Origin of the sequence: Francisella salimarina, assembly GCF_007923265.1 — a bacterium.
GTDB lineage: Bacteria > Pseudomonadota > Gammaproteobacteria > Francisellales > Francisellaceae > Francisella > Francisella salimarina.
The window spans coordinates 117,233-142,303 of record NZ_VOJA01000004.1 but is presented as its reverse complement, the minus strand read 5'-3'; the positions used below and the strand labels follow the sequence as shown (position 1 = coordinate 142,303).

The window sequence follows — 25,071 nt, the reverse complement described above, 5'->3', positions numbered from 1 at the left end:
TAGATACTACATAGAAATATTTTAGCACAATGACTACATTAGTCATAATCCTCGCCAATACTTAAATACTGCAAGACTAAGCTCTTTTAACATTCCTTTACCATCTGCAGCCTTAATACCGTTATCTTCGCACCATTTTGTAAAAATAGTCCCACCATCTGAACTATACATCAAATCATAAGCAAATGCGTTTCTATTAAAATTTGTTTTCTGTAAAGGAAGCAATTCACCATAAATACTTGATGATGTTGAATTAATCACGATATCAAATGATTCTTTGATATCATCAAAATCAATCACATCTATTTTATCATCTAACCCGAATAGACCTTTTACTGCATCTGCCTTTACTTTGGTTCTATTAGTAATACTCACAGATAATGGAGACTCTTTGATAACCGCTGCAATAACTGCTTTGGCAGCTCCTCCGGCACCTACAACAAGAACCTTTTTACCTACAAAACCTATTTTGTAGTTATTCTTAATATCATTAACTATACCCAAACCATCATAGTTTAGAGCTATCATTTTACGATCTTCGGTAAAAACAACATTACTAGCAGCTTTAACAGCCTTAGCAGTATCATCTGCATCATCTGCTAAATCGTATACTTTTTCCTTATGTGGTACAGTTACACTTAACCCTTTAATTTGAGAATTATCACGGAACTCTTGAATCTTTGTTGCTAGATTCTCTGGCTTAATTTCAACAGCTGTAAAAAGTATATCTTGATGATATTGCTCAGCTAATTCCATCTGAATTTTGGGAGATAAACTATGTTTAACTGGATAACCAATTACATGATACAAATCTTGCATAAAATTAAAAAAACCTTGTAAATTTTGTATGAATTATATCATAGCAAGAATCATTAACTTGAATACTGGAAAGAAAATAAATATTATATGAGCTATATAAATTGACATACTTATTATGAGAAAATGAAAAAAATATGTACTTTCTTTGTGGCTGCGTTGTATGTTTCTATTGGTTTTTCTGCAAATGCCACAATAGACAATAGCTTAGCTAGTAGTGGTTCTGATGTTAACGTTAATCCTGCCCTAACGGAAGCTAACTCAGTTAAACCCAGCGATCATGCAACGCCTATGGCAATGAATGCTACACCATCTCCTTTAAGTAAGGAAGCTAAAGAGGGTAACATACCAGCCATAGACCAACCTAAGCAACAAGAACAACTAGTTGGCTCAAACTCCGCAACTTGGACACCTGCATACCTCAGCGTCAAAAAGTTCAAAAAATGTTTAGAGGTTGAAAACTATAGAGGATGGCAAGGCTACTGCTTCCCCTCTGAAAAACCTAAAAACTGTCCTGATAAATCTTGGAAACAATTATCAGAGATGAATCTAATACCATGCTCCAACTCTAGCAATTAGTATTTGACTAACTAAGGTTTTTTCTATAGAATACCGAAACTATTTCTGTAATGTATTAAATAAAGATTAGAATTTTAAAGAGGAAATTAAAATGAAAAGAACATTCCAACCTTCAAACTTAAAAAGAAAAAGAACTCATGGCTTCCGTGCTCGCATGAAAACATTAAGCGGAAGAAAAGTTATTAGAAACAGAAGAGCTAAAGGTAGAGCAAAGCTTGCAGCGTAACTTTTGCCTAACAAAGCAAAATATACTCGATAAAAGTGAGATTAAACAAGCCTTTGGTAATGTAGATAAAAAACTCAGCACCCTACATTTCACATTCCTTTTAAGTCACAGAACTCATAAAGAGCCAGGTATTTGTGCAATCTTACCAAAAAAAAGCATCAAAAAGGCTACTAAAAGAAATCTTTGTAGAAGACTTATTAAAGAATCTTTTCGCTTACACAAAGATATCTTAGAACACAAATGCTTGATAGTTTTAAGTAAAAAACCAGCTGCTCAAGCGACTAAGGAAGAACTGTGGCACTCGATAAAAAATTTCGAAAATTTTTTAAAAGAATTACACTAGTTCCTTTTATAGCTCTAATCAATTTATACCGCTATTGTATAAGCCCCTTTATACCTGCTAGATGCAGATATTATCCTACTTGTTCAGAATATGCTCTAGAAGCTCTAAAAACTCATGGTATACTAAAGGGATTATATTTAAGTACCCGTAGGCTCTTAAGATGTCATCCGTTTGCAAAAAGAGACTACTACGATCCGGTTCCTTGTAAAAATAAAAAGGTTAATAATAAACAATGAAAGCTAATCATATAAGAATACTACTATTAGTCACGATAGCTATAATGCTTATCTCATTGATGGGTAGATGGGAGCAAACTTTCCCATCAAAAAGCAGTCAATCACAAACGACTCAAACTCAACAAGACAATAGTCACTATAATAGTGATACTCCTGCCACAACGAACGTGTCAACATCTGATGCAAAAGCATCATTAACGAAAACTACAAGTTTCTCAAAATATGATGATGCTAAAAGCGTAACTATTAACACAGATGTATTCAAAAATCTTAAGATCAGCTTACTTGATGGTGCTATTATTTCAGCATCATTAGAAGATTATAGCATTAGTCTTGATGATAAAACCCCAATGTCTCTGCTTACAAATAAGCAAGGTTCAGAATATATTGCTAAAAGTACTATTGTTATCAACAAAAAGCCTATTAATGTCAATTTTGAAAGTCAGGGAATCAAAAAAGAAAATGGAAAACAGGTACTAACTCTTACTGGAAATGTTGATGGGTTAGAAATAACTAGAACATATACTTTTGATGATGCTAAATACAATATATCTGTATCTCAGAATATTAAAAATACAACTTCAGCGCCTGTAAATGTTATTATTGATGACTCATTAGCTAGAGACTTTAATCCAGCGGGCGATAGCTTTAGCCTATTAAATGCTCACAGCTATACTTTTACTGGTGTCGCTTACTCAACAGCTAATGACTCTTTCAGAAAAGAATCTTTCAAAGACATTTCAAAAACTAACGGTCAGCCAACGGTTATAAGTAGTCAAGGTCTAGGTTGGGTTGCTTTCATACAGCATTACTTTATGAGCGCTTGGATTCCACAATCAAATGACTCAAAAATTTACTATAAAAACCTAAACAATGATGTATTTGAAGCAGGTGCTTACACTGGACTTTCGATCGCACCTGGTCAATCAGAAAATATAGACTCAGTACTATATAGTGGACCAATTATTAAAGCCAACTTAGTAGATTTAGCTCCTAACCTAGAAAAAACTCTAGATTACGGAATGTTATCATTCTTCTCAGAGATAATTTTCTGGGTGATGAATCACATACATTCACTAGTAGGTAACTGGGGCTTAGCTATTATCCTTGTAACCTGCCTGATCAAGCTCATATTCTATCCTCTTTCTGCTAAGAGTTATCGCTCTATGGCAAAAATGAGAATGTTACAACCTAGAATCAAACGCTTACAAGAAACATATAAAGATGATCGTCAGGCTCTAGGTAAGAAAATGATGGAAATGTATAAAGAAGAGAAGGTAAACCCTCTAAGTGGTTGTTTACCTATGCTTATACAGATTCCTATTTTCATTTCACTGTACTGGGTATTACTAGAATCTGTAGAGCTAAGACAAGCTCCTTTTATCTTCTGGATTCATGACTTATCAATGAAAGATCCTTACTTTGTATTACCTATACTTATGGGTATATCAATGTTCTTACAGCAAAAACTATCTCCAGCTCCTGCAGATCCTATGCAAGCTAAGATAATGATGTTCTTACCTGTGATATTTACATTCTTATTTGCTTCATTCCCATCTGGTCTAGTACTGTACTGGTTAACTAACAACGTAATTAGTATCTTACAACAGTGGATTATCACAAGACATTACCAAGCTACTCATAAAAAGTAATATGGATAAATCTCTACTTAAACCAAAATATTGGGGTTTATGGATTATAATCTGGATTGCTAAGATTTTAGTAAACACGCTTCCTTACAGTGTGTTAATGCGAATTGCGTTAGGTATAGGTTTTTTGGCAAAACCTCTATTAAAAAAACGTCAACAGATTGCTATAACAAATCTTAAAATCGCATTCCCCGACAAATCGGATCAAGAGATAGAAAAACTGGCTAATGAGAGTTACAAATCTGCAAGTATGGCAGGGTTTGAAAGTCTAATATCCTGGTTTATGTCTAAAAAAAACTTTAACAAAATTCCTTTTGACAATGACCTAAAAACATTTGATCAAATTCATTATGATAAAGATAAAACATTGCTAGTACTGGGTTTTCACTTCCATTGTCTTGAAATAGCTGGTAGATATATTGGTGAACACTATAGTCCATTTACCGTAATGTATCAATATCACAAAAATCCCCTAATGGAACACATAATCACCTCATCCCGAAAGAAATATGTAACTGAATGCTTCCAAAGGAAAAATATTATTTCTGTCATAAAAAGTTTGAAGAGAAAAGTGTCAATGTGGTACGCTCCAGATCAAGACTTTAAAGAGCATGTGGTTTTTGCTCCATTTTTTGGTAAACTTTGCACCACCCTAACTGTAACACCATGGTTAGCAAAAAAGACTGGCTCAACAGTAATCCCTGCATACTATATCAGAAAGCCAAATTTCTCTGGCTACAGTATTATAACAGGTGACCCAATCACATTTACTGGTGATGACTTTGAAGATGCGAAACTGACAAATAAAATTCTTGAAGATATCATAAAAAAACATCCTGAGCAGTATCTATGGCAACATCGTCGCTATAAGACAAGACCTCTAGGAGAAGAAAAGATTTATTAATGTTTATGATTAAAAAAGTGTATGTTAAAATAGGTTTAAGATTTTAATTTAAAGATACTGATGAATAGTAACAAGCTTAAACCGAAGAACTGGGGTATTTGGGTTATTGTAGGTATAATGAACTTTGGCTCCAAGTTACCTCTTTTTACTCATAAGTATATAGTGCTTGCTATTGGTATTGTTATTAAACCATTCTTAAAAAGCAGAAATCGAATTGCTCGAGAAAATCTAAAGATTGCATTCCCAGAAAAGTCTTTAAAAGAAATAAATAAACTTGTTGATAAAAGCTATTATTCTATGGTTCTATCAGGAGCTGAAACTACTGCCGCTTGGTTTTTATCAAAAAAAAGGTTCAATAAAATAAAATTTGAATGGGAAGGTGATTCATTAAGTATATTCAAAAAATATCATGAAAACCCGAATACAAATGTTATATTCTTAGGTTTTCACTTTCACTGTATAGAAATAGTTGGACGCCATGTAGCAGAAAATCATCCCCCTCTTACAGTTATGTACCAAAAGAATACCAATGACCTTCTTGAGGAGCTAATCAAAAAATATCGTGAAAAAAACATATATAGATGTCTAGACAGTAAAAACTTAATAAGTGTTATTAAAAGCTTAAAAAGAGGCTACTCTATGTGGTACGCTCCAGATCAAGACTTTGGCTTAGAAAGCACTGGACTTGAAAACTCTATTTTTGCTCCATTTTTTGGAACATTGTGTTCAACTTTGACCGTAACCCCATGGTTAGCTGAAAAAACAAACTCTGTAGTACTACCTGTATATTATGTTAGAAAAAAGTGCCTAAAAAAGTATAAAATTGTCATAGGTGAGCCATTAGAGTTTACAGGTGACGCCCATAAAGATGCTGAAATGACAAATAAATTCCTGGAAGATGCTATAAGAAAATATCCAGAGCAATACTTATGGCAACATCGTCGCTATAGAACTAGACCAAATGGCGAACCTCAAATATATTAGAGTAGTGTTGATATGCCGATAAATAATAAAAAAAAAGGATTTTCATTAGTTGAGTTGATGGTTGTAATCGCGATAATAGCAATTCTCGCATCAATTGGCATACCAATGTATAACAACTATATACTGAGAAATCACCGAACTGAAGCAACCTCTGAGCTGCTTTCAGCAGCTAGTGCAGCTGATAATTTTGAAATCCGTTTTGGATCTTTTCCTTCTGGTAGTAACATAAATAGTTTCTACCATGAAAACACTCCTAATAACTACTACCGCCTTACATATTGCTCTGGGGAGCCTGAGTGCCCTGATATAAGCTATGTAATAACAGCCACTGCTCAAGGATCACAAACAGCCGATACTCCATGTGAAATGATAGAGCTTGAAGTTGATGGTGGTATTGTAAATAAAACCGCGAAAGATAGTGATGAAAATTATAATGCAGAATGTTGGAATTAATTTCATTGTAAAATAGAGGAATAAAAATGGCTAATTATAGTACTAATGAATTTAAGGGTGGCCTGAAAGTTTTAATTGATGGCAACCCGATGGTTATTATTGAAAATGAATTTGTAAAACCAGGTAAAGGACAGGCATTTAATAGGGTTAAACTAAAAAACCTATTAAATGACAGAGTAGTTGAAAAAACTTTTAAATCTGGCGAATCTGTTGAGGCTGCAGATGTTGAAGAATTATCTGCTGTTTACTCATACTTTGATGGTGAGTGCTATGTCTTTATGCATCCAGAAACTTTTGAGCAATATATGGTTTCTCAAGATGCTCTTGGTGAAACAAAAAAATGGCTCAAGGATCAAGATGAATATCAAGTAATTCTTTTTAATGGCCAACCCATCTCCATCATCCCTCCGAACTTTGTTAACTTAGAAATTATTGAGACAGATCCTGGTCTTAAAGGTGATACTGCAGGCACAGGTGGCAAACCAGCAACACTATCTACTGGTGCGGTAGTTAGAGTGCCTCTTTTTGTACAAACTGGTGAAATCATAAAAGTTGACACTAGAACTTCGACCTATGTATCAAGAGTAAAGGATTAAGCAAATGCAATCTACAGATAACTTGATCTGGATTGACCTTGAAATGACGGGGTTAAATGTTGATAGTTGCGCAATTATTGAAATAGCTACAATTATTACAGATAAAGACCTAAATATCATTGCAGAAGCAGAGCCAATAGCAATCCATCAATCAGATGAAATTCTAAATACAATGAATGAGTGGTGTATAAAGGTTCATGGAGAAACAGGTCTAACTCAGAGAGTAAGAGATAGTAAGACTTCATTAAAAGAAGCTGAGCGAAAAACCTTAGATTTTATAAAACAATATGTCCCTTATCAAAGTTCTCCTCTATGTGGTAATTCAATATGGCAGGATAGAAGATTCTTAGCAAAGTATATGCCTGATATAGACGACTATTGCCATTATAGAATGCTTGATGTTACAAGCTTAAAGCTTCTCAATGAATATTGGGGGGATGGCGAGAGCTTCTATAAAAAATCTACACACCAAGCTCTAGATGACATTAGAGAGTCTATTTCTGAGTTAAAGTTCTATAGACAAAAACTTTTATCTGTTTAATAGTCCATTACTGAATTTCTAAAAGTTTTTTAAATACATCACAAAAAATCTTTAACCTAGCTCAGCAAATGTGCTATGATGAAGATTAGGTATACTTGAGAGTATGCTTAGTTTCAAATTAATTTTATGAAAAACTTGAGAGGAGTTTTTATGTCGAAATTTGTCTATGCCTTTAGCGAAGGTAATAAGTCTATGCGTGATTTGTTAGGTGGTAAAGGAGCTAATCTTAGTGAGATGCTTAATAGTGGATTGCCTGTACCAGATGGCTTTACAGTAACTACAGAAGCATGCCTAAAATACTATGATGACCGTCAAAAACTAAATGATCAGGTTAAAGAACAAATTTTTGCAAATGTTGCAGATTTAGAAAAAAGAACAGGCAAAACTTTTGGTGGAGGAAGTAATCCACTACTTGTATCCGTGCGTTCTGGTGCTAGAGTTTCTATGCCAGGTATGATGGACACAGTTCTAAACCTTGGTCTAAATGATGAAGTTGCAAGAGCTATGGTAGCAAAGACAAATAACGAGCAGTTTGTTTATGACAGCTACAGAAGATTCATAATGATGTTTGCAGATGTTGTTATGGACTGTGAGAAAAAACCTTTCGATAAAATACTTGATGATAAAAAAGAAAAGAGAAATGTCAAAAATGACTGCGATCTAAGTGCTCAAGACTATAAAGATATTGTTGCAGAATATAAGAAAGTCTATAAAGATCTAGTTGGCAAAGAATTTCCTACAGATCCTGTCGAGCAACTTTTAGCAGCTGTAGAGGCTGTATTTAGATCATGGAATGCTGAAAGAGCAATCATATATAGAGAAATCAATAATATCTCGAATAACTGGGGTACGGCTGTTAACGTCCAAGAAATGGTCTATGGTAACTCTGGAAATAACTCTGGTACAGGTGTTGCTTTTACAAGAAACCCTTCCACTGGAGAGAATGAACTTTTTGGTGAATATTTGATCAATGCTCAAGGTGAAGATGTAGTTGCAGGTACCAGAACTCCTGCACATATCTCAACTTTGAAAGACAAAATGCCAGAAGTGTTTAATGACTTTGTAAAAATTGCTAAAAATTTAGAAAATGTCTACAAAGATATGCAGGATATGGAGTTCACTATCGAAGATGGTAAGCTTTTCATGCTACAAACAAGAAACGGTAAAAGAACTGCAAAAGCAGCTTTGAAAATAGCTGTTGATATGGCTAAAGAAGGCCTAATCACAAACGAAGAGGCTGTGATGATGGTTGAACCTCACTTGCTAGAGCAACTACTACATCCTAAATTTGATGAAAAAGCTCTTGCTTCTAAGCGCCCTCTTGGTTCTGCATTAGGTGCTTCACCAGGTGCTGCAAGTGGTAGAATATATTTTGATGTTGAATCTTTGCTAGCAGCTAAAGCTCGTGGTGAGGAAAAAACTATCCTAGTTAGAATTGAAACTTCTCCTGAAGATATAGCAGGTATGAATGCTTGTAATGGTATCTTAACTCTACGTGGTGGTATGACATCTCACGCTGCTGTAGTAGCTCGTGGAATGGGTAAATGTTGCGTATCTGGATTAGAAGCAGCTAGAATCGATGAAGATAAAAAAACTATTACTTTTGAGAGAGGTCAAGTTTTCTCTGAGGGTGATTATTTATCTCTTGACGGTACAAAAGGTACTGTATACAGAGGTATTATCAAAACTGTTGATCCTGAAGTTACTCAAGACTTTGAAGAGTTTATGAAATTTGTTGACAATGTTCGTAAGCTTCGTGTTAGATGTAATGCTGATACATTCAAAGATGCCTCTGTTGCTAGAGCGTATGGTGCTGAAGGTATCGGACTATGCCGTACAGAACACATGTTTTTTGAAGAAGACCGTATATCTTATGTTAGACAAATGATCTTAGCTAAAGATAAAAAAGAAAGACAAAAGGCTTTGGATAAGTTGCTTCCAGTACAGCAACAAGACTTTGAAGAGCTTTTTGAGGCTATGGATAATCTAGCTGTAACTATCAGATTTATAGATCCTCCTCTACATGAATTCTTACCTCATGAAGTTGATGAGATTGATGATCTAGCCCGCGAATTTAATATTAGCTACAGTGAGTTAGAAGCTCGTATAGAAGCTTTAAATGAAATGAATCCTATGATGGGTCATAGAGGCTGTAGACTCGCTGTGACATATCCAGAAATCATCGAGATGCAAACTAAAGCTATCATCTATGCGGCAATATCAAGCAAACGTATGGGAATTGAAGTTAAACCTGAGCTTATGATTCCATTAGTTAGCACTCTTGGAGAATTCAAATTACTAAGCGGTATAGTTAGAGAAGTTGCTAACACAATTCTTAAACGTGAAAAAATAGATATCGACTATAAAGTTGGGGTAATGCTAGAAACTCCTCGTGGAGCTATTGGTGCAGGCCTGCTTGCTGAAGCTGGCAGTGAGTTCTTCTCATTCGGTACAAATGATTTAACTCAGATGACTTTTGGCTTTAGTAGAGACGATGCTAATAAATTCATTAAAGACTACCTTGAAAAGGGTATTTTAAGCTTCGATCCATTTGCTAGACTAGATCCTAAAGGTGTAGGTAAACTAATGGAAATAGCTAAAGAAGGTGTCAAAGCTGTTAACCCAAATGCTAAAATGGGTATATGTGGCGAGCATGGTGGTGAACCATACTCTGTTGGTTTCTGTCATGATTTGGATCTTGACTATGTATCTTGCTCTCCTTTTAGAGTTCCTATAGCAAGATTATCAGCTGCTCAAGCAAAAATTTATGCTGATCGCAGATAATTAACTATCTTTTAAATTCTTCCCTTTCAAAAAATTTCACTAGTTAAGCTAAATCAAGGTTTACTCTAAAATATTATATGGCTACAATAACTATATTGAGTTTTATATAGTGGTATTTTAAATAAAATATCCTTTAATCAAAAGCTAAGGGAAAATGCATAAAAAAGTAGATTCATGTATGCAGATACGAAGACAAAAAGGGAGTAATTTCTCTATAGTCGAAGCAGTTGGTAGTGGTAAAACAGCCACTGCTATGTTTTCTCAAAAAATCAAATCTCAAAGTAACTCTTCTCAAGCACTCCTCTCCCTCAGCACAAAACTCCTCTGTCTATAATTTTAGACATTGTTGCATAAAAATATATTTTAAATAATTACAAAATATCGAGGGTCAATATGATAGGTAAAATTTGGAAAAATGGCGAGATAATCTCCTATAAAGAAGCAAAAGTTGGTATAGATACTCACTCTTTGCATTACGGGTCATCTGTATTTGAAGGTATAAGAGCCTATGATACTCCTAATGGTGTAGGTGTTTTAAAACTAAAAGAGCATATGCAAAGACTTATGTACTCGATGAGTGTCCTAGGCATGACGTGTAAATATACCCTTGATGAACTATGCCAAGCTGTATTAGATACTATCAGAGCTAGTGGCAAAAAATCTTGCTATATAAGACCGTTGGCATATTTTGCTGAAGGAGGAGTTAGTGTTCTACCAGCGAAAGATCACCCTGTTGATATCACTATCTATTGCATAGATATGGGTAAATATATGGCTGCTGATAAAGTAGATATCAAAGTTAGTAAATATATAAGAATTCACCCTCGCTCTACTGTCTGTGATGCGAAAATTGGTGGTCACTATGTCAACAGTATATTAGCTTCTAGAGAGACTCTTGGTACGCATTACCATGAATCTCTGCTTCTAGATGCTGATGGCAATGTAGCTGAAGGTGCTGCCATGAATGTATTTTTTGTCAAAGATAATGAAGTTATAACAACTCCATTAGGAACTATACTAGATGGGATAACTCGTAAGCTTATAATCCAAATTGCTAAAGATTTGGGCTATAAAGTTACAGAACGCTTGTTTAAAGTTGATGAGCTAATAAATGCAGATGAGGCTTTCTTCTGTGGAACTGCTGCTGAAATCACTCCTGTGGCAAGTATAGATGATAATAAGTTAAAAAGTAATGACCACACAATAACCAATCAAATAAAAGAAGTCTTTGAAAAACTTAAAAAAGGCGAAGCTTATAAAGATGCTTTAACTTATGTATAGGAGCCAGTGAAATGGATAAAAAGAAAATTTATATTTTTGATACAACTCTTAGAGATGGACAACAGTCTCCTGGAGCTGGGATGTCTTTTGAAGATAATATTGCGTATGCAGATCTTGCAGATAAGCTAAATATCGATGTCCTAGAAGCAGGCTTCCCTTCAGCAAGTAATACAGATTTTGAAATAGTAAATACTATCTCAAAAAGAATGGCTGAGAAAAACTCTAATATGGTTATTGCTGGACTATGTCAGTTAAGAAAAAATCAAGTAGAAATAACTATGGATGCATTACGTCCATCATTAGCAATAGCTAAAGCTAGAGTTCATATGTATTTGCCTGTAGATCCAAATCTAGCTCAAGCTAGTCTTGGTAGCAAAAATGATAACGAGCAGAATATCAAAAATGTTTATGAGTTAATTAAGCTAGCTAGTGATCAAGGCTTTGAAGTCGAGTTTAGTGCAGAAGGATATTCAAGACTAGGTGATACTTTTGACTATGTTACTGATGTTTTTAGGGCTGCAGTATCTGCTGGTGTTACAGTTATCAACTGTCCTGACACTATTGGTGGAGCTTGTGAGCGTGAAAATGATAACTACTTTGTCAAAAATATGACTAAACATGCTGAAATCATCAAAAAAGAATTCCCTGATAAAAATATAATCTGGTCAGCACACTGTCATAATGATTTGGGATTAGCATTAGAGAACTCTATGAACGCTGTATTTGATGGTCCTGCAACACAAGTAGAGGGCTGTATCAATGGTGTTGGTGAAAGAGCTGGTAACGCATCATTAGAACAATGTGTGATGTTTATAAACCTTTTTGGTAAACAAAAAGATTGTCATTATTATAATAATATTAATATTGCTAATTTTAAAACTATTTCAGATTTTATTGGCAAGAGAATGTTATCAAGACAACCTCACCACCCTATCACAGGTCTAAACTCAGCACGACACACTTCTGGTGGACATACAAATGCTATATTGAATAATCCTCTAGCATATCAGCCATTTCACCCAGAATCTGTCGGTAATGAAATTAGCTTTATTTTTGGTCCATTATCAGGTGGTAACCATGCTAAGAAAATTATCGAAGAAAATGGTTATATTTGTGATGATAAAGAAAAAGCAGCTATAGCTCAGCAAATAAAAGATATTTATCATGAGCGTAGAAAAGGTATCACAGATGAAGAACTAATACTGGCTTATAAGCAGATTAAATCTCCGATTAATGTATCAGCTATAGACTACGGTAAATCTAATGGTGAAACCTATGTTGAGCTTAAAGGAAAATTCTTTGGAAATATAGACTATAAAGTTACTGATAATGGCGATAACTCAGCTCTTTCAGCACTATTAAAAGGTATACAGGAGCATATACCAGAGATAAATATTTCAGATTACTTCTCTAGATCATTAAAAGATGCTGGAATTAATTCTAAATCTGAAACCACCATTATAATCAAAACTGGTGAAAATAGTCCGGTCGTTGAAGGGATTGCTGTAGATCAAGATATTGAGATATCCTCACTTAAAGCATTAATAACAGCGACTAATAAGCTATATATAGAAACAAACTATAGGAAATAAAATGGCAAAAAATATTATTGATAAAATCTGGGATGCTCACGTTGTAAAACATATACCTGACTTTCCTGATATTTTATATATAGATAGAATGCTTATGCATGAAGTAACATCTGCTCAAGCTTTTGATAAAATTAGAGAGTTAAATATACCTATCAATAATCCGAAATCGATTATTGCGACTGTAGATCATAGTATATCAACATCACCAATCAATAGATTAGAGATGAAAGATAAAACTGCTCAAGCTCAAGTTGAGAAATTACGAAGCAATGTTAAAGAATTTGGTATTGATTTTTATGATTTTGAAAGCCAACATCAAGGGATTGTCCATGTCATAGGTCCAGAGCTTGGCTTTACATTACCAGGTATAACTCTTGTATGTGGTGACTCTCATACTTCAACTCATGGTGCATTTGGTGCTTTGGCATTTGGGGTGGGAACATCTGAAGTTGGACATGTACTTGCTACTAACTGTATTTTGCAATATAGACCAAAGACAATGAAAGTAGAGTTTGTTGGTAAGCCGTCAAAGTCAGCTACGGCTAAAGATATTATCATGAAGCTAATCGCTAATATTGGTATTGGCGGTGCTGGTGGTTATGTCATCGAGTATGTTGGCCAAGCAATCAAAGATATGACTATGGAAGAGCGTATGACGTTATGTAATATGTCGATAGAATGTGGTGCAAGAGCGGGTTTGGTTTCTCCTGATGAGAAAACTTTTAGTTATCTAAAAGGTAAAAAATATGCGCCTCAAGGTAAGGATTTTGACAAATCTGTAGAATATTGGAATAGCTTTATCAGTGATGAAAACGCTCACTATGACAAAACTATCAAAGTCGATATTGAAGGACTTGAGCCAATGGTTACATGGGGAATAAACCCTCAACATGCTATCAGTATCTCAGCTAAGATTCCAAGCTTGAAGGATATACCTACTCATCAACACAAACTGGCTCAACAAGCTTATGACTATACTAAATTTAATGCCGATGAAGATATCTTTGGTAAAGAAATACAGTGGGCATTTGTTGGTAGCTGTACTAATGGTCGTATAGAAGATATGCGCGCTGTGGCTAATGTTTTAAAAGGCAAACAGGTTGCTAAAAATGTAACTATGTATATAGTTCCTGGGTCAGAGCAAGTACGAAATATTGCAATAGCAGAAGGTTTAGATAAGATCTTTGCGGATGCTGGTGCTGAATTTAGAATGCCTGGTTGCTCAATGTGTTTAGCAATGAATGATGATAAGGTTCCAGAAGGTCAAAGATGTATTAGTACCTCAAATAGAAACTTTATAGGCCGTCAAGGTAAAGGAAGTATAACTCATCTTGCTTCACCACAAACAGTTGCTGCTAGTGCTGTTATGGGTAAGATTTGTAGTGTTGATAAATTAGATAAGGAGCTATAAGAATGCAAGCTTTTAAAAAACTAACATCTAGCGCAATTCCTTTATGGCTAAGTGATATTGATACAGATATGATTATTCCTGCAAACTTTCTAACTCAAACAACAAAAGATGGTTATGGTAAAAGTTTATTTCATAACTTAAAGGAAAAAGATAGTGGTTTTGTTTTTAATAACCCTGACTACTCTAATTCTGAAATATTGATTGCTGGAGATAATTTTGGCTGTGGTTCATCAAGAGAGCATGCTGTTTGGGCATTAACTCAAGCGGGTATCAAAGTTATAATTGCACCATCATTTTCTGACATCTTTTTCAATAATGCTGCAAAAAATGGCTTATTGTTAATCTCATTAGACAAAGATATTGTCAAAGAATTATGTGATAAGGCTGAAGATCCAAAATTTAGTATAACTATTGACTTACAAGAGCAAACGGTTAGTGCAGATGGTGATACTTATAATTTTGATTATGACCCTTTCCGTAAAGATTGCCTGATTAGAGGACTTGATGACATGACTTATCTTATTGAACATCTAGATATAATCAAACAATTTGAACAATCACAAAGAGGCTAAAATGGAAAAAAATATTGCTATATTAGCAGGTGATGGAATCGGACCTGAAGTAATGGAATCAGCAATCAAAGTTCTTGATTCTATTGCTAAAAAATATAATCATAAATTTAACTATATAGAAGCTCTTGTTGGTGGTGCTGCTTATGATAAATATAAAAGCCACTGTCCAGAAGAAACATTAGAGATATGTAAAAACTCTGATGCAATACTTTTTGGCTCTGTTGGCGGACCTGTTGAAGCTCAAAATGAAGAAAAATGGCAAGGCTGTGAGGCTAATAGTATCCTAGCTCTTAGAAAACACTTTGGTTTTAATATAAACATCCGTCCTAGCCAGATTTTTCCAGCACTCAAAGAAGCTTGTCCACTAAAGGATAGTCGTATTGCAAATGGTGCAGATATTGAAATCTTTAGAGAATTATCTAGAGATATCTACTTTGGTGAGCATAGAACTTTTACAGATGAATGTGGTGTAAGATGTGCAACTGATATTGCTGAGTATGATGAACATACGATTAGAAATATTGTCGTACAAGCATTTGAAAGAGCCACTCAACGCTCAAATAGACTTACATCTGTAGATAAGGCTAATGTCTTAGATACATCAAGGCTATGGAGAAATATTGTCAATGAAGTGGCTAAAAATTATCCAAATGTAAATGTTAATCATATGTATGTTGATAATTGTGCAATGCAAATGGTACTTAATCCTAGTCAATTTGATGTAATGGTTACTGGTAACCTTTTTGGTGATATTATTTCTGATTTAGCATCTGTATTACCTGGTTCTATTGGCTTAGTACCATCAATAAGTTTAAATAAAGATGGTTTTGGGTTATATGAGCCTTCTGGTGGTTCTGCTTATGATATCAAAGGTCAGGGCAAAGCAAACCCAATTGCGCAGATATTATCTGCTTCATTAATGCTTTCTTATTCATTTGGCTTAGTAACAGAGGCAGAAGCCATTGCAAGTGCTATCAATAAGACTCTTGAAGATGGCTTTAGAACTTCAGATATATACACTCAAGGAACTAAACTAGCCTCAACAATAGAGTTTACCGATGAGATTATAAATAGACTATAAAACTCTTATTATATTATCCTAAAGAAATGTTATTCTTCTTGGCTATACTAGTAGCTAGTCTAGCTACCAAAGCATATACGATACCTAAAATGATAGTTATTACACCTAGCCATAAAAAGTAATTTTGATAGATATTTAAACTCATAATAGGATCAATCTTACCTTCTGGCATAGCTACAAGCTGACCTAGTTTACCAGATAATGCGCCGCCAAAAGCTAATGCAAGCATAAAAAAGCCCATGCCTAGCGTAACTATCTCTTTTCTAAAATAAATCGCTATCAAAGAAAAACCTAAAGCAGCAACCAACAATTCTGCTAATGCTCCAAAGAAGAAGTAGATAATCATCCAATTACCATCAATAAAGCCATTTTTCTGCGTTAACATAATGACTAAGTATAATGTTAATGGAGCTAACCCAGCTATCACTGTACCTATAGAGTATTTATAAGGGATTGATAAGTGACTTACACTCTTCTTATACAGTATTGCCAAAATAGGACTTAGAACCACTAACCAAAAAGAGTCTAGTGCTGCATAAGTTGCTGGAGAAACATTAAACCCAATCAAATTAAGATTTACATTATGGTCAGCAAACAAAACTAATGTAGAAAACATTTGGTTATAAATAATAAAATAGATAACTGCTTCAATTACTAAAATCACACCGATTATCTGTAGTATTTTTTCTTTTTTACTCGAAGTATTTTTTGCATCATTCAGCATGTACAAAAAAGTTAATAAACAGACAACTATTATTAAATACAGAGATATATCTGTCATCTGAAATAAAGCATAACAAATAGCTATTTGTAATAAACATACCAATGAGACTAGAGCTTTAGTTTTATTGGTTATTTTTTTATTCTCTGGTTCAATATCTTTTAATAATCTTGCACGCCAAGCATAATTTGATAGTGCTAAAATCATACCAATAACACAAATTATAAAAGCATATGAATAACTAGTATATTTTGCAATAATAGGAGTAAATGCTATTGCTAAAAAACTCCCTATATTTACACCCATATAATAAAGTGTAAATGCTGAATGTGACTGTGCAGGATTGTCATTAAAAATCTTTGAAATTAACGCTGTTGGAGCAGGCTTAAATAAACCATTACCAACAATAATTAATGATAACGCCCAGCTAATATGCTTAAGATCATTAGACATTGCTAATACAACATAACCTAATAACAGTAGAATTGCACCAGTAACTAAAGCATTTTTTATGCCGATAACTTTATCAGATATATATCCACCTATGGTTGGCGTAATATAAATTAATGAAGCAAATATCCCAAAAATTAGATACCCTTGTGACTCACTAATATGACTAGCTGTTATAAAAAGCATAAATAAAGCTTGGAAGCTATAAAAAGCATATCTCTCCCATAACTCTATAAACCACAATACTGAAAACTGCCTTACCTTTATATCTTTTATCAAAACCAATTCTCTTTACTAAATTTATAACAATATAATCTATAACACATTGTGCAAAATAGTAAGCCTAATTTTGTTTTAATGATTATAAATTGACTATAGATATTTAGTCACTTAAACTTTTCTTATATACTTCTTTATTGTTTTGAAAATGCTTATAACAAAACTCGATGAAAATTCTTTTAGCCTAAATGTCAAAACTAACTGTGTAATATCTTTTGACTATAATACCAATCAGCATGGGCAATTTAAGCTCTATCACAATGATACAGTTGTAGAATGTCATCCAATCCAAACAACCACACTAAAAACTAAGTATTATCATATTGAGTGGTTACTAGAAGCTAATAAGGAATATATCCTAAAAATTGTTTGTGATACTCAAAATATAAGTATAGAGAACGGTTGGCTGTATGATGATTCTTTGCTTGAGCAGGGAGGTATCTGCTTTAGTCTGAAACATGGTAAATGGCAGTCATGTCATTCTCATGATAATTCAAATATAAGAAATACTAAACGTCTACAATATCACTTCACTGCAAAAGAAGCTTGGTTAAATGATCCAAATGGCCTAGTTTACTTCAATGGTAAATATCATATGTTTTACCAACATTATCCTTATGGTAAGCATACACCAATGCTACACTGGGGACATGCAGTATCTGAAGATATGGTACATTGGCAACATCTACCTATTGCTATATACCCACAAAACGATCTTGATGATAGATATATTGGTGGGGCTTTCTCAGGAAGTGCTACAGTTATCAATAATGAGCTTTTTCTGACTTATACAGAGCACTTTGAAGATTTAGACAATACTCCAAATATCTTTATAGAAAAACAAAATCTCATCAAAAGCAAAGATGCTATTCACTTCTCAAAACCCACAACAGTAATAAATCATAAGCCAGATTTTTGTTCTTATGATTTTAGAGATACTAAAGTATGGTTTGATGAAAAATTTGACTGTTACTACCTAATTATTGGCACCTATGCAAATGGATATCCAAGCGTTGTACTGTATAGATCTAATGATGCTGAGAGCTGGGTTTATCATAGTATCTTATTTCAAGAGAAAACTCTCTCAGGTAGAACATTAGAGTGTCCGGATCTATTTTACCTTGATGATAAATATGTTCTTATTTTGTCAATATTTGAAACTAAAGATAAAAAAGATTTTAATTATCAATCGTATTACTATATTGGTGATTTTGATGGCAAACATTTCATACCTAAGACTCCTCTTAGATATATAGACTCAGCGAAGGAATTTTATGCTCCACAAACTTTCGAAGCTAATGGTAATAGGTATACCATAGGCTGGATGAACTGTTGGGAAGATTTTAAAAATCGAGCAAAAGAAGATTCTGCAGGTGCTATGAGCTTAATGAGACAGCTTAGAATAAACAAAGATAAACTTTTATCTTATCCTGTAGATAATTATAAAAACCTTAGAAATAAAACTATAGAAATCAGAAACTTCGATCAAGATATTGCTCTGCTTTCAAATCTAATAGAACTAAATTTAGATTTTAGCTCTAAAGAGCAATGGCAACTAAATCTTCTTAAAACTAATCAAAATCATATCTTTAATATTAGCTATCAAAATAATCAGTTAATTGTAAAAAATAACTTCTCGGAGGTCATGACAGAAGCTTCTATAGTAGATATATCATCTCAAAATGTAAGTGTAGATATTTTCTTAGATACAACTAGTATAGAGCTTTTTGTTAATAAAGGTGAAGAGTCTATTACGATGCGATTTGATCCTTCTAATATAATAGAAAATACATTACAGATAAGAGTAGCTAATAAAAATGATATAACTGTCAAACTACATCAGCTTAGTTCAATATGGGAATAAAAAAACAGAGAGTATAGTAATGGCATCAATTAATACAAGTAATCAATTATCAACTTTTATAGTCCCAGAAAACTTAAAAATAAAAGCCGTAAGTATTTGTTTCATAGCTGCTTTTATTACAGGTGGTTTTGGAGCTATATTAGGACTAGTATCACCTCAAATTTCTAGTCATTATCATGTAAATGTATCACATATTGTCTATATTGATGTGTTGAATATATTAGGTCTCTTGATAGGTAACGCCTTAAGCTCAAAAACAATGAGCTCTTTAGGTTGCAGAAATACCTTATTAATTGCCTTGATAATAGGCCTTATCGCTCAATTTACTATAGCAGTAGGATTTCCTTTATATATCTATGCTTTGTGCGCTCTTTTAAATGGTACTTGTGTAGGCTTTTTAGTTCCTGCTGTTAGTCAGACTATTCATGCAGCATACGCTAAAAGTGGCAAAAGTGAATCACGCCTAAATGTTCTAAATTTCTTCTTTGGCGCAGGATCTGCATTTGTACCTTTTATTGGTGGTCATATAGTTGAACACTTCTCATGGCGTGCAGTATTTATAGGCATGGGATGCTTATACTTAGTGTTATTAGTAATTATATTTTTGACTAAGTTTGAAGATAAAAGTTCAATCAAAATTGATAACGTAGATAACAAGCTCGAATCATCTAAACCAAAACTTCTAAATCTTAGTGTAGTGCTGATTGCATTAGCGATAATGATTTATGTATATATCGAATATATTGTTTCATATTGGTTCTCACCATATTTACAAGAAGCTAAGCACCTAAAAGTCACCGATGTCGGTCTTATTATCGGCTTATTTTGGGGTATTATTGCTATTTCAAGATTGATTGTAGGACTATTCGTACTTACAAGAATTAAGCCTGCTGTTTATATTATGATAAGTTCATTTATTACTTTGATAGGATTTATAATATTCTTGATTGCTGAGAGTCTTTATGGATTTATATTAGGTGGTGTAGTATTAGGATTTGGATGTGCGGCGATGTTCCCTACACTTCTAGGCTATGGTATAAATAATGCTAATTACTCAAGTCCTAAAGTGTCTTCTTTCTTGATAATGTCTGGCTCAATCGGCGCTTCAATCTGCTTATTTATTTCTGGATTCTTAGGTCAACATATAGACAAACAGGTTCCTATTATACTTGGACCAATTTTATGTGTGATTATTATAGTTATAATTTTTATGGTGCATATAAGAAAGCTTACTTCTCAACAAAATAGAACGTAAAAGGTTTCTCTTGAGGTTTTATTTTATCTACTAATTGCACATTTTGGCACTTCTTATATATAACCTTATAGCCGAGTGTTTTGATATCATTATCTATATAACCATATTCACCACCACAGCCAGGGAAAACCATAACCATAGAGCCTTTAGAGCTTAATTTGTACCACTCTCTTACAAAGTTAGGATGCTTACTCATAAATGCTGTCAGATAAAGTCCATAATCCCAGCTTCCTGATGCATACTCTGGGTAAGCTAAATGATTATCTTTAATTAAATTATCGGCTACTACGGCAATACCATTGCCAATGTTATTATGCTCTATCCTATTATTTGTGAAAGTATTTATATTAAACACAATAAAATAAATCAGATTCACAATCAAACCAAACATTACTATTTTATATATAGAAATATTAGAAACTTTCAGCCTTAATAACACATATATTGCTGGAATAAATAGTGCTGTAGCACACACTAACCACTCTGTTGGTAATGTTCCATTAAACATTTCTAATAAACAAAAAATTATATATGGAACAACTCCTATATAAACTATAGCCTTTTGGTTATTGGCTAATTTAGAGTCACCTCTCACTAAATTCTTTCTAAAAGCTAAATATACAAGGATAACTATAGCAACAGCAAAATTAAGTAGCTGAAATATACTATCAAATAAGCCATTAAATATATTAAAAAGCATACCTGAATCAGGTTCCGCAACTCTAGCTGCGGCATAATGTATAGTGATAAAGTTAAGCTCATACAAAGAAACCATACCTGGTATTAGCAATACAAAACCAAATATAGCTGATAATAAGATATTCTTAGTATAATGAATCTTGTAATTAAATATTAAATACATCAGCATTGCGATTGCTACTATAGCTATTTGAAACTTAGCATAAACTGCTAAAGCAACTATTAAAGCTGTTAAGAGCCAATAGATAACTCTATTAGAATTTACAGCTTTTATAAAGTAATAAGCACTTGCTGTCCAAAATGGCAACAATATTATATTTTGATTATATTGAAGAAAAAACTCTCCCATATAAAAAAAGCTTAATAATGATAGTAGCGTAACAAAAATAGCTTCTTTATGCTCAAAATATAGCCTCATTATCTTGTATACATAGAGCCAAGTAACGACTATACAAATAGATGTTGCTAATAGATTCGCTAATAATGGTGAAAAAAGTAATACAAATGGTCTAAGGAATAGTGCACCTAACCCTGGATGCTTATCATACATTAAACTTGGATGCATACCCCACATAATATTTTCTGCAGTATCCGGAGAAATACTATAAGGAGAATGAATCAAGAGAGTTAGCCCATCCCATATCAAAAGATACAAAACGACAAAAAGAACCAGAGGAAATATTTTTTTCATTTAGAGATTTTATTTAACAAATATTTTTGTAAGAGTATACAGATGTTTTTGATACAATTTAAGGATTGATTTAACAAAAACAATATATTGATATGCTTAGTATCATACAAAGAGTAAACTGCGCAAATGTAGCGGTTGATGGTCAAAAAGTTGCTGATATAAATAAAGGTATCTTAGCACTAGTGTGTGTTGAGAAAGAAGACACTCACCAAAACTTCGAAAAAATGACTGATAAAATCATCAAGTATCGTATATTTGAAGATGATGTAGGCAAGATGAACTTATCTCTAGCAGATATTAATGGAGAGATAATTCTTGTACCACAATTTACACTTGCTGCTGATACAAAGAAAGGTAATAGACCAAGCTTTAGTAGCGGTTGTCCTCCTGAAATAGCAAAAGAAAAATTCAAAGAGTTTGTAGATATATTCAAGAATAAATATGATAAAGTCCAAACAGGAATATTTGGTGCTGATATGAAAGTGTCTTTGACAAATGATGGTCCTGTAACTTTTACTTTTAAGGTATAAATATGCAAAAAAGAATTTGTATAATTGGTGGTAGTGGTGAAATGGGTCAGATGACTCAAAATATCTTTAGCAAATTCCTACCTGAGTATGCACTAACTATTTTTGATGAAAGTGATTGGCAAACCCCCGAGCAAAAACTTGCTAATCAAGACATTGTTGTATTATCTGTACCAATATATTTAACTGATGAAATTATCAAAAAAACAATATCCTATCTTTCTGAAGGCACTATATTAGCTGACTATACTAGTATCAAAAAAGAACCTTTAGATAGTATGTTAGCTAATTATGATGGTCCTGTGGTGGGGCTACATCCCATATTTGGTCCAACTATTAGCTCTCCCGACAATCAGGTAATTGTAGTCTGTGATGGTAAACAGCAAGATAAGTATCAATACTTTATCGATGATCTAGCGAGAATTGGCTTTAGTATCGAAAAAATGACTCCCGAAGAGCATGATGAAGCTATGACTTTTATCCAAGGTATTGAGCATTTTAGTGTCTACTGTCTAGGTCTATTTCTTAAGCACAAAAATGTTGATATTCAAAGAATGCTAAAGTTAGCGAGCCCTGTATATAAAATGGAACTCAACATTGTTGGTAGACTTTTTAGCCAAGGTCCAGGCTTATATGCTGATATTATTATGTCAGATAAGCAAAGACAGCAAACTATCACCGAATTTGCTGAATTTGTAAACTCTAATGCTGAAAAAGTATCAGATGGCGATAAACAAACATTTATCGAGAACTTCAAAGCAGTTAAAGAATGGATGGGAGATTTCGCCCCTCAGTCTTATAAGAATACAGATAAGCTACTACTTAAAAAGAAAGGCTACTAACTTCTTACATAAGACTAATACTAGATAATTTAAGGCGCACATTAGCGATTAGTAGTGCTAGGCAGTTTTGCATACTTTTTTTGTCATGAAAAAAGTATATCCCTAAAACTTACATAGTAAGTAGCTAAATCAAATAATAAAGGCTTTTAAAAATTAATCTAACCAAAATTTTTAACAATCTCTTTAACTATTTTTTTACCTTTAATAGGATTAAACATTATAGAGCTTAGAGATAAATGATCCGCCCCAGCCTCGATATATTTCTTGGCATCATCTAGCGTGTAAATACCACCACCTCCAATAATAGTGATACTATCGCCGAACTCTTCTCTAGCTTTTTTGATAGCAGGCAAACTATACTCATGTAATGGATACCCTGAAACACCGCCCTTAGCTGTAGGGATAGTATTACATAGATGAAAAGTTGTAATACCTACTGCAAGATACTCTCTAATCTTAGCATTATGATCTACAGTTGGTGGCATTTTGATACTGATATTTCTACCAGCAAATATCGGAGCTAGCTCAGCTGGAAAATCAACAATACTAGCGTTAGGACAACCTATATTTATCTCAATATTCTTATGATTGGCAAACTTTGGTAACTTTAAAGTCTCTGCAAAACTATGCCAGTCTGACATTTCTAATGCCGCCAAAGATATAATATCTTGCGACCTTTTCGGTGACTTTGTATTTGCCAACCCTGGGTTACGCAAACCAATCTTATTACGCCAAGCATTTTTATCTATTTTACGGATGGTTTTGAGAGCTTGTTTGATAAGCCCCCAGCGTCTATTAACTGTAAAAGAACCATAAACATTAGAGGTTTCGGTAAATTTAAGATATTTACCAAATGGTGGCGAGATTATTATTCTTTTAAGATCTTGATTTTGCATCTTAACACTTAAATTCTTTTAGCTTCTCAACAATATCATCTGCACGTAGAAGAGGTCTACCTACGATAATGTAGTCAACACCTAGCTCTTTAGCTTTTTTAGGTGTCAAAGCATTAAAGTGATCATCACTTAAGTCACTTTCAAGTCTCACACCTGGTACATACAATTTGATTTTATCCCCAAATTTTGCTCTAACATCTGCAACTAAATGTGGATGACATATAAAGTTTTCCACACCTAAATCCACACATCTCTGAAATTTTGCTAGACTACCTGCCTTATCAAAATTAGCATCACTACTAAGAGTAATCACAGCTAATGGTATTGCTTGAGTATCTGCTGTAAGTGCTGCTTTGACCATTTCATCACTAGCAGTACCGTGAAATGTGAAGTATTTAAAATTTGGGATAGCTTTTGAGTAGTTTTCTATTGCGGTTTTAACTGTATTAGGAATATCGTGTAATTTAAAATCCAAAAAGATATCTTTATCGCCAACTAATTGATGAATTTCTTTAAATGATAGAGTTGAACATAAAATATGACCAATTTTAACACAGTCAACATACTTTGAAACAGCGGCTGTTTTCTCTAAATCTGATTTAGAGATACCATCTGCTGAGAACATTATTTTCATTAAATTTCTCAAATGATTAATCGATGTTGAAACTATATATTAGTTTAATTTACGGTGATAGTAAACCATATTTTAACTTTGTTACTTCAACATATATCCAATCATGACAATTGAATATGAAAGCTTATAGTAAATTAGGTTTTCATATTTTTTATTTTGATACTA

24 protein-coding genes and 1 pseudogene are annotated in these 25,071 nt (G+C 33.5%); 20 read left to right on the top strand and 5 right to left on the bottom strand.

Annotation, left to right across the window (positions count from 1 at the left end; all coding sequences use genetic code 11):
* Positions 1 to 42 precede the first annotated feature (42 nt).
* Positions 43 to 819 (bottom strand): shikimate dehydrogenase family protein, encoded by a 777-nt coding sequence (locus tag FQ699_RS06145; RefSeq protein WP_146421598.1) that lies wholly within the window; start codon positions 817 to 819, stop codon positions 43 to 45.
* 123 nt (positions 820 to 942) lie between these two features.
* On the opposite strand from FQ699_RS06145, the gene FQ699_RS06140 reads away from it, so the two are divergent.
* The 16 genes from FQ699_RS06140 to leuB all read left to right on the top strand — a co-directional run bounded on the left by FQ699_RS06140 (position 943) and on the right by leuB (position 16,048).
* Positions 943 to 1,395, top strand: a complete 453-nt coding sequence (locus tag FQ699_RS06140) for a hypothetical protein (protein ID WP_146421597.1) — start codon at positions 943 to 945, stop codon at positions 1,393 to 1,395.
* Positions 1,396 to 1,486: 91 nt separating this feature from the next.
* Positions 1,487 to 1,621 carry a 50S ribosomal protein L34 gene (rpmH, locus tag FQ699_RS06135; protein ID WP_003014180.1) on the top strand — a complete coding sequence of 45 codons (135 nt, stop codon included), beginning with the start codon at positions 1,487 to 1,489 and terminating at the stop codon, positions 1,619 to 1,621.
* The gene (gene rnpA / locus FQ699_RS06130; protein WP_146421596.1) at positions 1,611 to 1,964 is read left to right on the top strand and encodes a ribonuclease P protein component; all 354 of its coding nucleotides are present in this window, start codon (positions 1,611 to 1,613) and stop codon (positions 1,962 to 1,964) included. Before rpmH ends, rnpA begins: the two co-directional genes overlap by 11 nt.
* Positions 1,916 to 2,200, top strand: a complete 285-nt coding sequence (gene yidD / locus FQ699_RS06125; RefSeq protein WP_013921850.1) for a membrane protein insertion efficiency factor YidD — start codon at positions 1,916 to 1,918, stop codon at positions 2,198 to 2,200. Before rnpA ends, yidD begins: the two co-directional genes overlap by 49 nt.
* A complete protein-coding gene (yidC, locus tag FQ699_RS06120; protein ID WP_146421595.1) occupies positions 2,197 to 3,852 on the top strand; it encodes a membrane protein insertase YidC in 1,656 nt (551 codons plus the stop codon). Before yidD ends, yidC begins: the two co-directional genes overlap by 4 nt.
* Before the next feature lies 1 nt (position 3,853).
* On the top strand, positions 3,854 to 4,753 hold the full coding sequence (locus tag FQ699_RS06115; RefSeq protein ID WP_146421594.1) for a lysophospholipid acyltransferase family protein: 900 nt from the start codon (positions 3,854 to 3,856) through the stop codon (positions 4,751 to 4,753).
* A 60-nt stretch (positions 4,754 to 4,813) separates the two neighbouring features.
* On the top strand, positions 4,814 to 5,737 hold the full coding sequence (locus tag FQ699_RS06110) for a lysophospholipid acyltransferase family protein (RefSeq protein ID WP_146421593.1): 924 nt from the start codon (positions 4,814 to 4,816) through the stop codon (positions 5,735 to 5,737).
* 12 nt (positions 5,738 to 5,749) lie between these two features.
* Positions 5,750 to 6,190, top strand: a complete 441-nt coding sequence (locus FQ699_RS06105; RefSeq protein WP_146421592.1) for a type IV pilin protein — start codon at positions 5,750 to 5,752, stop codon at positions 6,188 to 6,190.
* A 26-nt stretch (positions 6,191 to 6,216) separates the two neighbouring features.
* Complete coding sequence (efp, locus tag FQ699_RS06100; RefSeq protein WP_146421591.1) at positions 6,217 to 6,786, top strand: elongation factor P; 570 nt, start codon at positions 6,217 to 6,219, stop codon at positions 6,784 to 6,786.
* 4 nt (positions 6,787 to 6,790) lie between these two features.
* Positions 6,791 to 7,327 (top strand): oligoribonuclease, encoded by a 537-nt coding sequence (gene orn / locus FQ699_RS06095; protein WP_146421590.1) that lies wholly within the window; start codon positions 6,791 to 6,793, stop codon positions 7,325 to 7,327.
* A gap of 150 nt (positions 7,328 to 7,477) precedes the next feature.
* On the top strand, positions 7,478 to 10,111 hold the full coding sequence (gene ppdK / locus FQ699_RS06090; protein WP_013921843.1) for a pyruvate, phosphate dikinase: 2,634 nt from the start codon (positions 7,478 to 7,480) through the stop codon (positions 10,109 to 10,111).
* Between the two features lie 393 nt (positions 10,112 to 10,504).
* A complete protein-coding gene (locus FQ699_RS06085) occupies positions 10,505 to 11,392 on the top strand; it encodes a branched-chain amino acid transaminase (protein WP_146421589.1) in 888 nt (295 codons plus the stop codon).
* A gap of 11 nt (positions 11,393 to 11,403) precedes the next feature.
* Positions 11,404 to 12,984: a hydroxymethylglutaryl-CoA lyase-like TIM-barrel protein gene (locus FQ699_RS06080; protein ID WP_146421588.1), complete on the top strand. Its 1,581-nt coding sequence runs from the start codon at positions 11,404 to 11,406 to the stop codon at positions 12,982 to 12,984.
* A gap of 1 nt (position 12,985) precedes the next feature.
* On the top strand, positions 12,986 to 14,395 hold the full coding sequence (gene leuC / locus FQ699_RS06075; RefSeq protein ID WP_146421587.1) for a 3-isopropylmalate dehydratase large subunit: 1,410 nt from the start codon (positions 12,986 to 12,988) through the stop codon (positions 14,393 to 14,395).
* Between the two features lie 2 nt (positions 14,396 to 14,397).
* Positions 14,398 to 14,967, top strand: a complete 570-nt coding sequence (gene leuD, locus FQ699_RS06070; RefSeq protein WP_146421586.1) for a 3-isopropylmalate dehydratase small subunit — start codon at positions 14,398 to 14,400, stop codon at positions 14,965 to 14,967.
* Between the two features lies 1 nt (position 14,968).
* Positions 14,969 to 16,048, top strand: a complete 1,080-nt coding sequence (leuB, locus tag FQ699_RS06065) for a 3-isopropylmalate dehydrogenase (RefSeq protein WP_146421585.1) — start codon at positions 14,969 to 14,971, stop codon at positions 16,046 to 16,048.
* A 13-nt stretch (positions 16,049 to 16,061) separates the two neighbouring features.
* Here the strand turns inward: leuB and FQ699_RS06060 are convergent, their stop codons facing one another.
* Complete coding sequence (locus FQ699_RS06060) at positions 16,062 to 17,498, bottom strand: peptide MFS transporter (RefSeq protein ID WP_146421584.1); 1,437 nt, start codon at positions 17,496 to 17,498, stop codon at positions 16,062 to 16,064.
* A 148-nt stretch (positions 17,499 to 17,646) separates the two neighbouring features.
* Here FQ699_RS06060 and FQ699_RS06055 point away from each other — a divergent pair, with 148 nt between their 5' ends.
* Complete coding sequence (locus FQ699_RS06055; RefSeq protein ID WP_179951679.1) at positions 17,647 to 19,362, top strand: glycoside hydrolase family 32 protein; 1,716 nt, start codon at positions 17,647 to 17,649, stop codon at positions 19,360 to 19,362.
* Positions 19,363 to 19,381: 19 nt separating this feature from the next.
* The gene (locus FQ699_RS06050; RefSeq protein WP_146421583.1) at positions 19,382 to 20,617 is read left to right on the top strand and encodes an MFS transporter; all 1,236 of its coding nucleotides are present in this window, start codon (positions 19,382 to 19,384) and stop codon (positions 20,615 to 20,617) included.
* On the opposite strand, the gene FQ699_RS06045 is transcribed toward FQ699_RS06050, so the two are convergent.
* Complete coding sequence (locus tag FQ699_RS06045) at positions 20,592 to 22,007, bottom strand: glycosyltransferase family 39 protein (RefSeq protein WP_146421582.1); 1,416 nt, start codon at positions 22,005 to 22,007, stop codon at positions 20,592 to 20,594. The two genes, FQ699_RS06050 and FQ699_RS06045, sit on opposite strands and share 26 nt — an antisense overlap.
* Positions 22,008 to 22,099: 92 nt before the next feature.
* On the opposite strand from FQ699_RS06045, the gene dtd reads away from it, so the two are divergent.
* Complete coding sequence (gene dtd / locus FQ699_RS06040; RefSeq protein ID WP_146421581.1) at positions 22,100 to 22,537, top strand: D-aminoacyl-tRNA deacylase; 438 nt, start codon at positions 22,100 to 22,102, stop codon at positions 22,535 to 22,537.
* Positions 22,538 to 22,539: 2 nt separating this feature from the next.
* Positions 22,540 to 23,376, top strand: coding sequence for a bifunctional chorismate mutase/prephenate dehydrogenase (tyrA, locus tag FQ699_RS06035; RefSeq protein ID WP_146421580.1), 837 nt, complete (start codon positions 22,540 to 22,542; stop codon positions 23,374 to 23,376).
* A gap of 153 nt (positions 23,377 to 23,529) precedes the next feature.
* Here tyrA and FQ699_RS06030 read toward each other — a convergent pair.
* Both FQ699_RS06030 and pyrF read right to left on the bottom strand, forming a co-directional pair.
* Positions 23,530 to 24,272, bottom strand: a pseudogene (locus FQ699_RS06030) (diguanylate cyclase).
* 1 nt (position 24,273) lies between these two features.
* Entirely contained in the window at positions 24,274 to 24,906 is a 633-nt protein-coding gene (pyrF, locus tag FQ699_RS06025; RefSeq protein ID WP_179951678.1) for an orotidine-5'-phosphate decarboxylase, read from the bottom strand.
* Positions 24,907 to 25,071: the final 165 nt, after the last annotated feature.

Bases quoted from the DNA above. Each gene is read 5' to 3' on its own strand.
- FQ699_RS06145 (WP_146421598.1), bottom strand. From the start codon at position 819: ATGCAAGATTTGTATCATGTAATTGGTTATCCAGTTAAACATAGTTTA.
- FQ699_RS06140 (WP_146421597.1), top strand. From the start codon at position 943: ATGAAAAAAATATGTACTTTCTTTGTGGCTGCGTTGTATGTTTCTATT.
- rpmH (WP_003014180.1), top strand. From the start codon at position 1,487: ATGAAAAGAACATTCCAACCTTCAAACTTAAAAAGAAAAAGAACTCAT.
- yidC (WP_146421595.1), top strand. From the start codon at position 2,197: ATGAAAGCTAATCATATAAGAATACTACTATTAGTCACGATAGCTATA.
- FQ699_RS06115 (WP_146421594.1), top strand. From the start codon at position 3,854: ATGGATAAATCTCTACTTAAACCAAAATATTGGGGTTTATGGATTATA.
- FQ699_RS06110 (WP_146421593.1), top strand. From the start codon at position 4,814: ATGAATAGTAACAAGCTTAAACCGAAGAACTGGGGTATTTGGGTTATT.
- FQ699_RS06105 (WP_146421592.1), top strand. From the start codon at position 5,750: ATGCCGATAAATAATAAAAAAAAAGGATTTTCATTAGTTGAGTTGATG.
- efp (WP_146421591.1), top strand. From the start codon at position 6,217: ATGGCTAATTATAGTACTAATGAATTTAAGGGTGGCCTGAAAGTTTTA.
- orn (WP_146421590.1), top strand. From the start codon at position 6,791: ATGCAATCTACAGATAACTTGATCTGGATTGACCTTGAAATGACGGGG.
- ppdK (WP_013921843.1), top strand. From the start codon at position 7,478: ATGTCGAAATTTGTCTATGCCTTTAGCGAAGGTAATAAGTCTATGCGT.
- FQ699_RS06085 (WP_146421589.1), top strand. From the start codon at position 10,505: ATGATAGGTAAAATTTGGAAAAATGGCGAGATAATCTCCTATAAAGAA.
- FQ699_RS06080 (WP_146421588.1), top strand. From the start codon at position 11,404: ATGGATAAAAAGAAAATTTATATTTTTGATACAACTCTTAGAGATGGA.
- leuC (WP_146421587.1), top strand. From the start codon at position 12,986: ATGGCAAAAAATATTATTGATAAAATCTGGGATGCTCACGTTGTAAAA.
- leuD (WP_146421586.1), top strand. From the start codon at position 14,398: ATGCAAGCTTTTAAAAAACTAACATCTAGCGCAATTCCTTTATGGCTA.
- leuB (WP_146421585.1), top strand. From the start codon at position 14,969: ATGGAAAAAAATATTGCTATATTAGCAGGTGATGGAATCGGACCTGAA.
- FQ699_RS06055 (WP_179951679.1), top strand. From the start codon at position 17,647: ATGCTTATAACAAAACTCGATGAAAATTCTTTTAGCCTAAATGTCAAA.
- FQ699_RS06050 (WP_146421583.1), top strand. From the start codon at position 19,382: ATGGCATCAATTAATACAAGTAATCAATTATCAACTTTTATAGTCCCA.
- FQ699_RS06045 (WP_146421582.1), bottom strand. From the start codon at position 22,007: ATGAAAAAAATATTTCCTCTGGTTCTTTTTGTCGTTTTGTATCTTTTG.
- dtd (WP_146421581.1), top strand. From the start codon at position 22,100: ATGCTTAGTATCATACAAAGAGTAAACTGCGCAAATGTAGCGGTTGAT.
- tyrA (WP_146421580.1), top strand. From the start codon at position 22,540: ATGCAAAAAAGAATTTGTATAATTGGTGGTAGTGGTGAAATGGGTCAG.
- pyrF (WP_179951678.1), bottom strand. From the start codon at position 24,906: ATGAAAATAATGTTCTCAGCAGATGGTATCTCTAAATCAGATTTAGAG.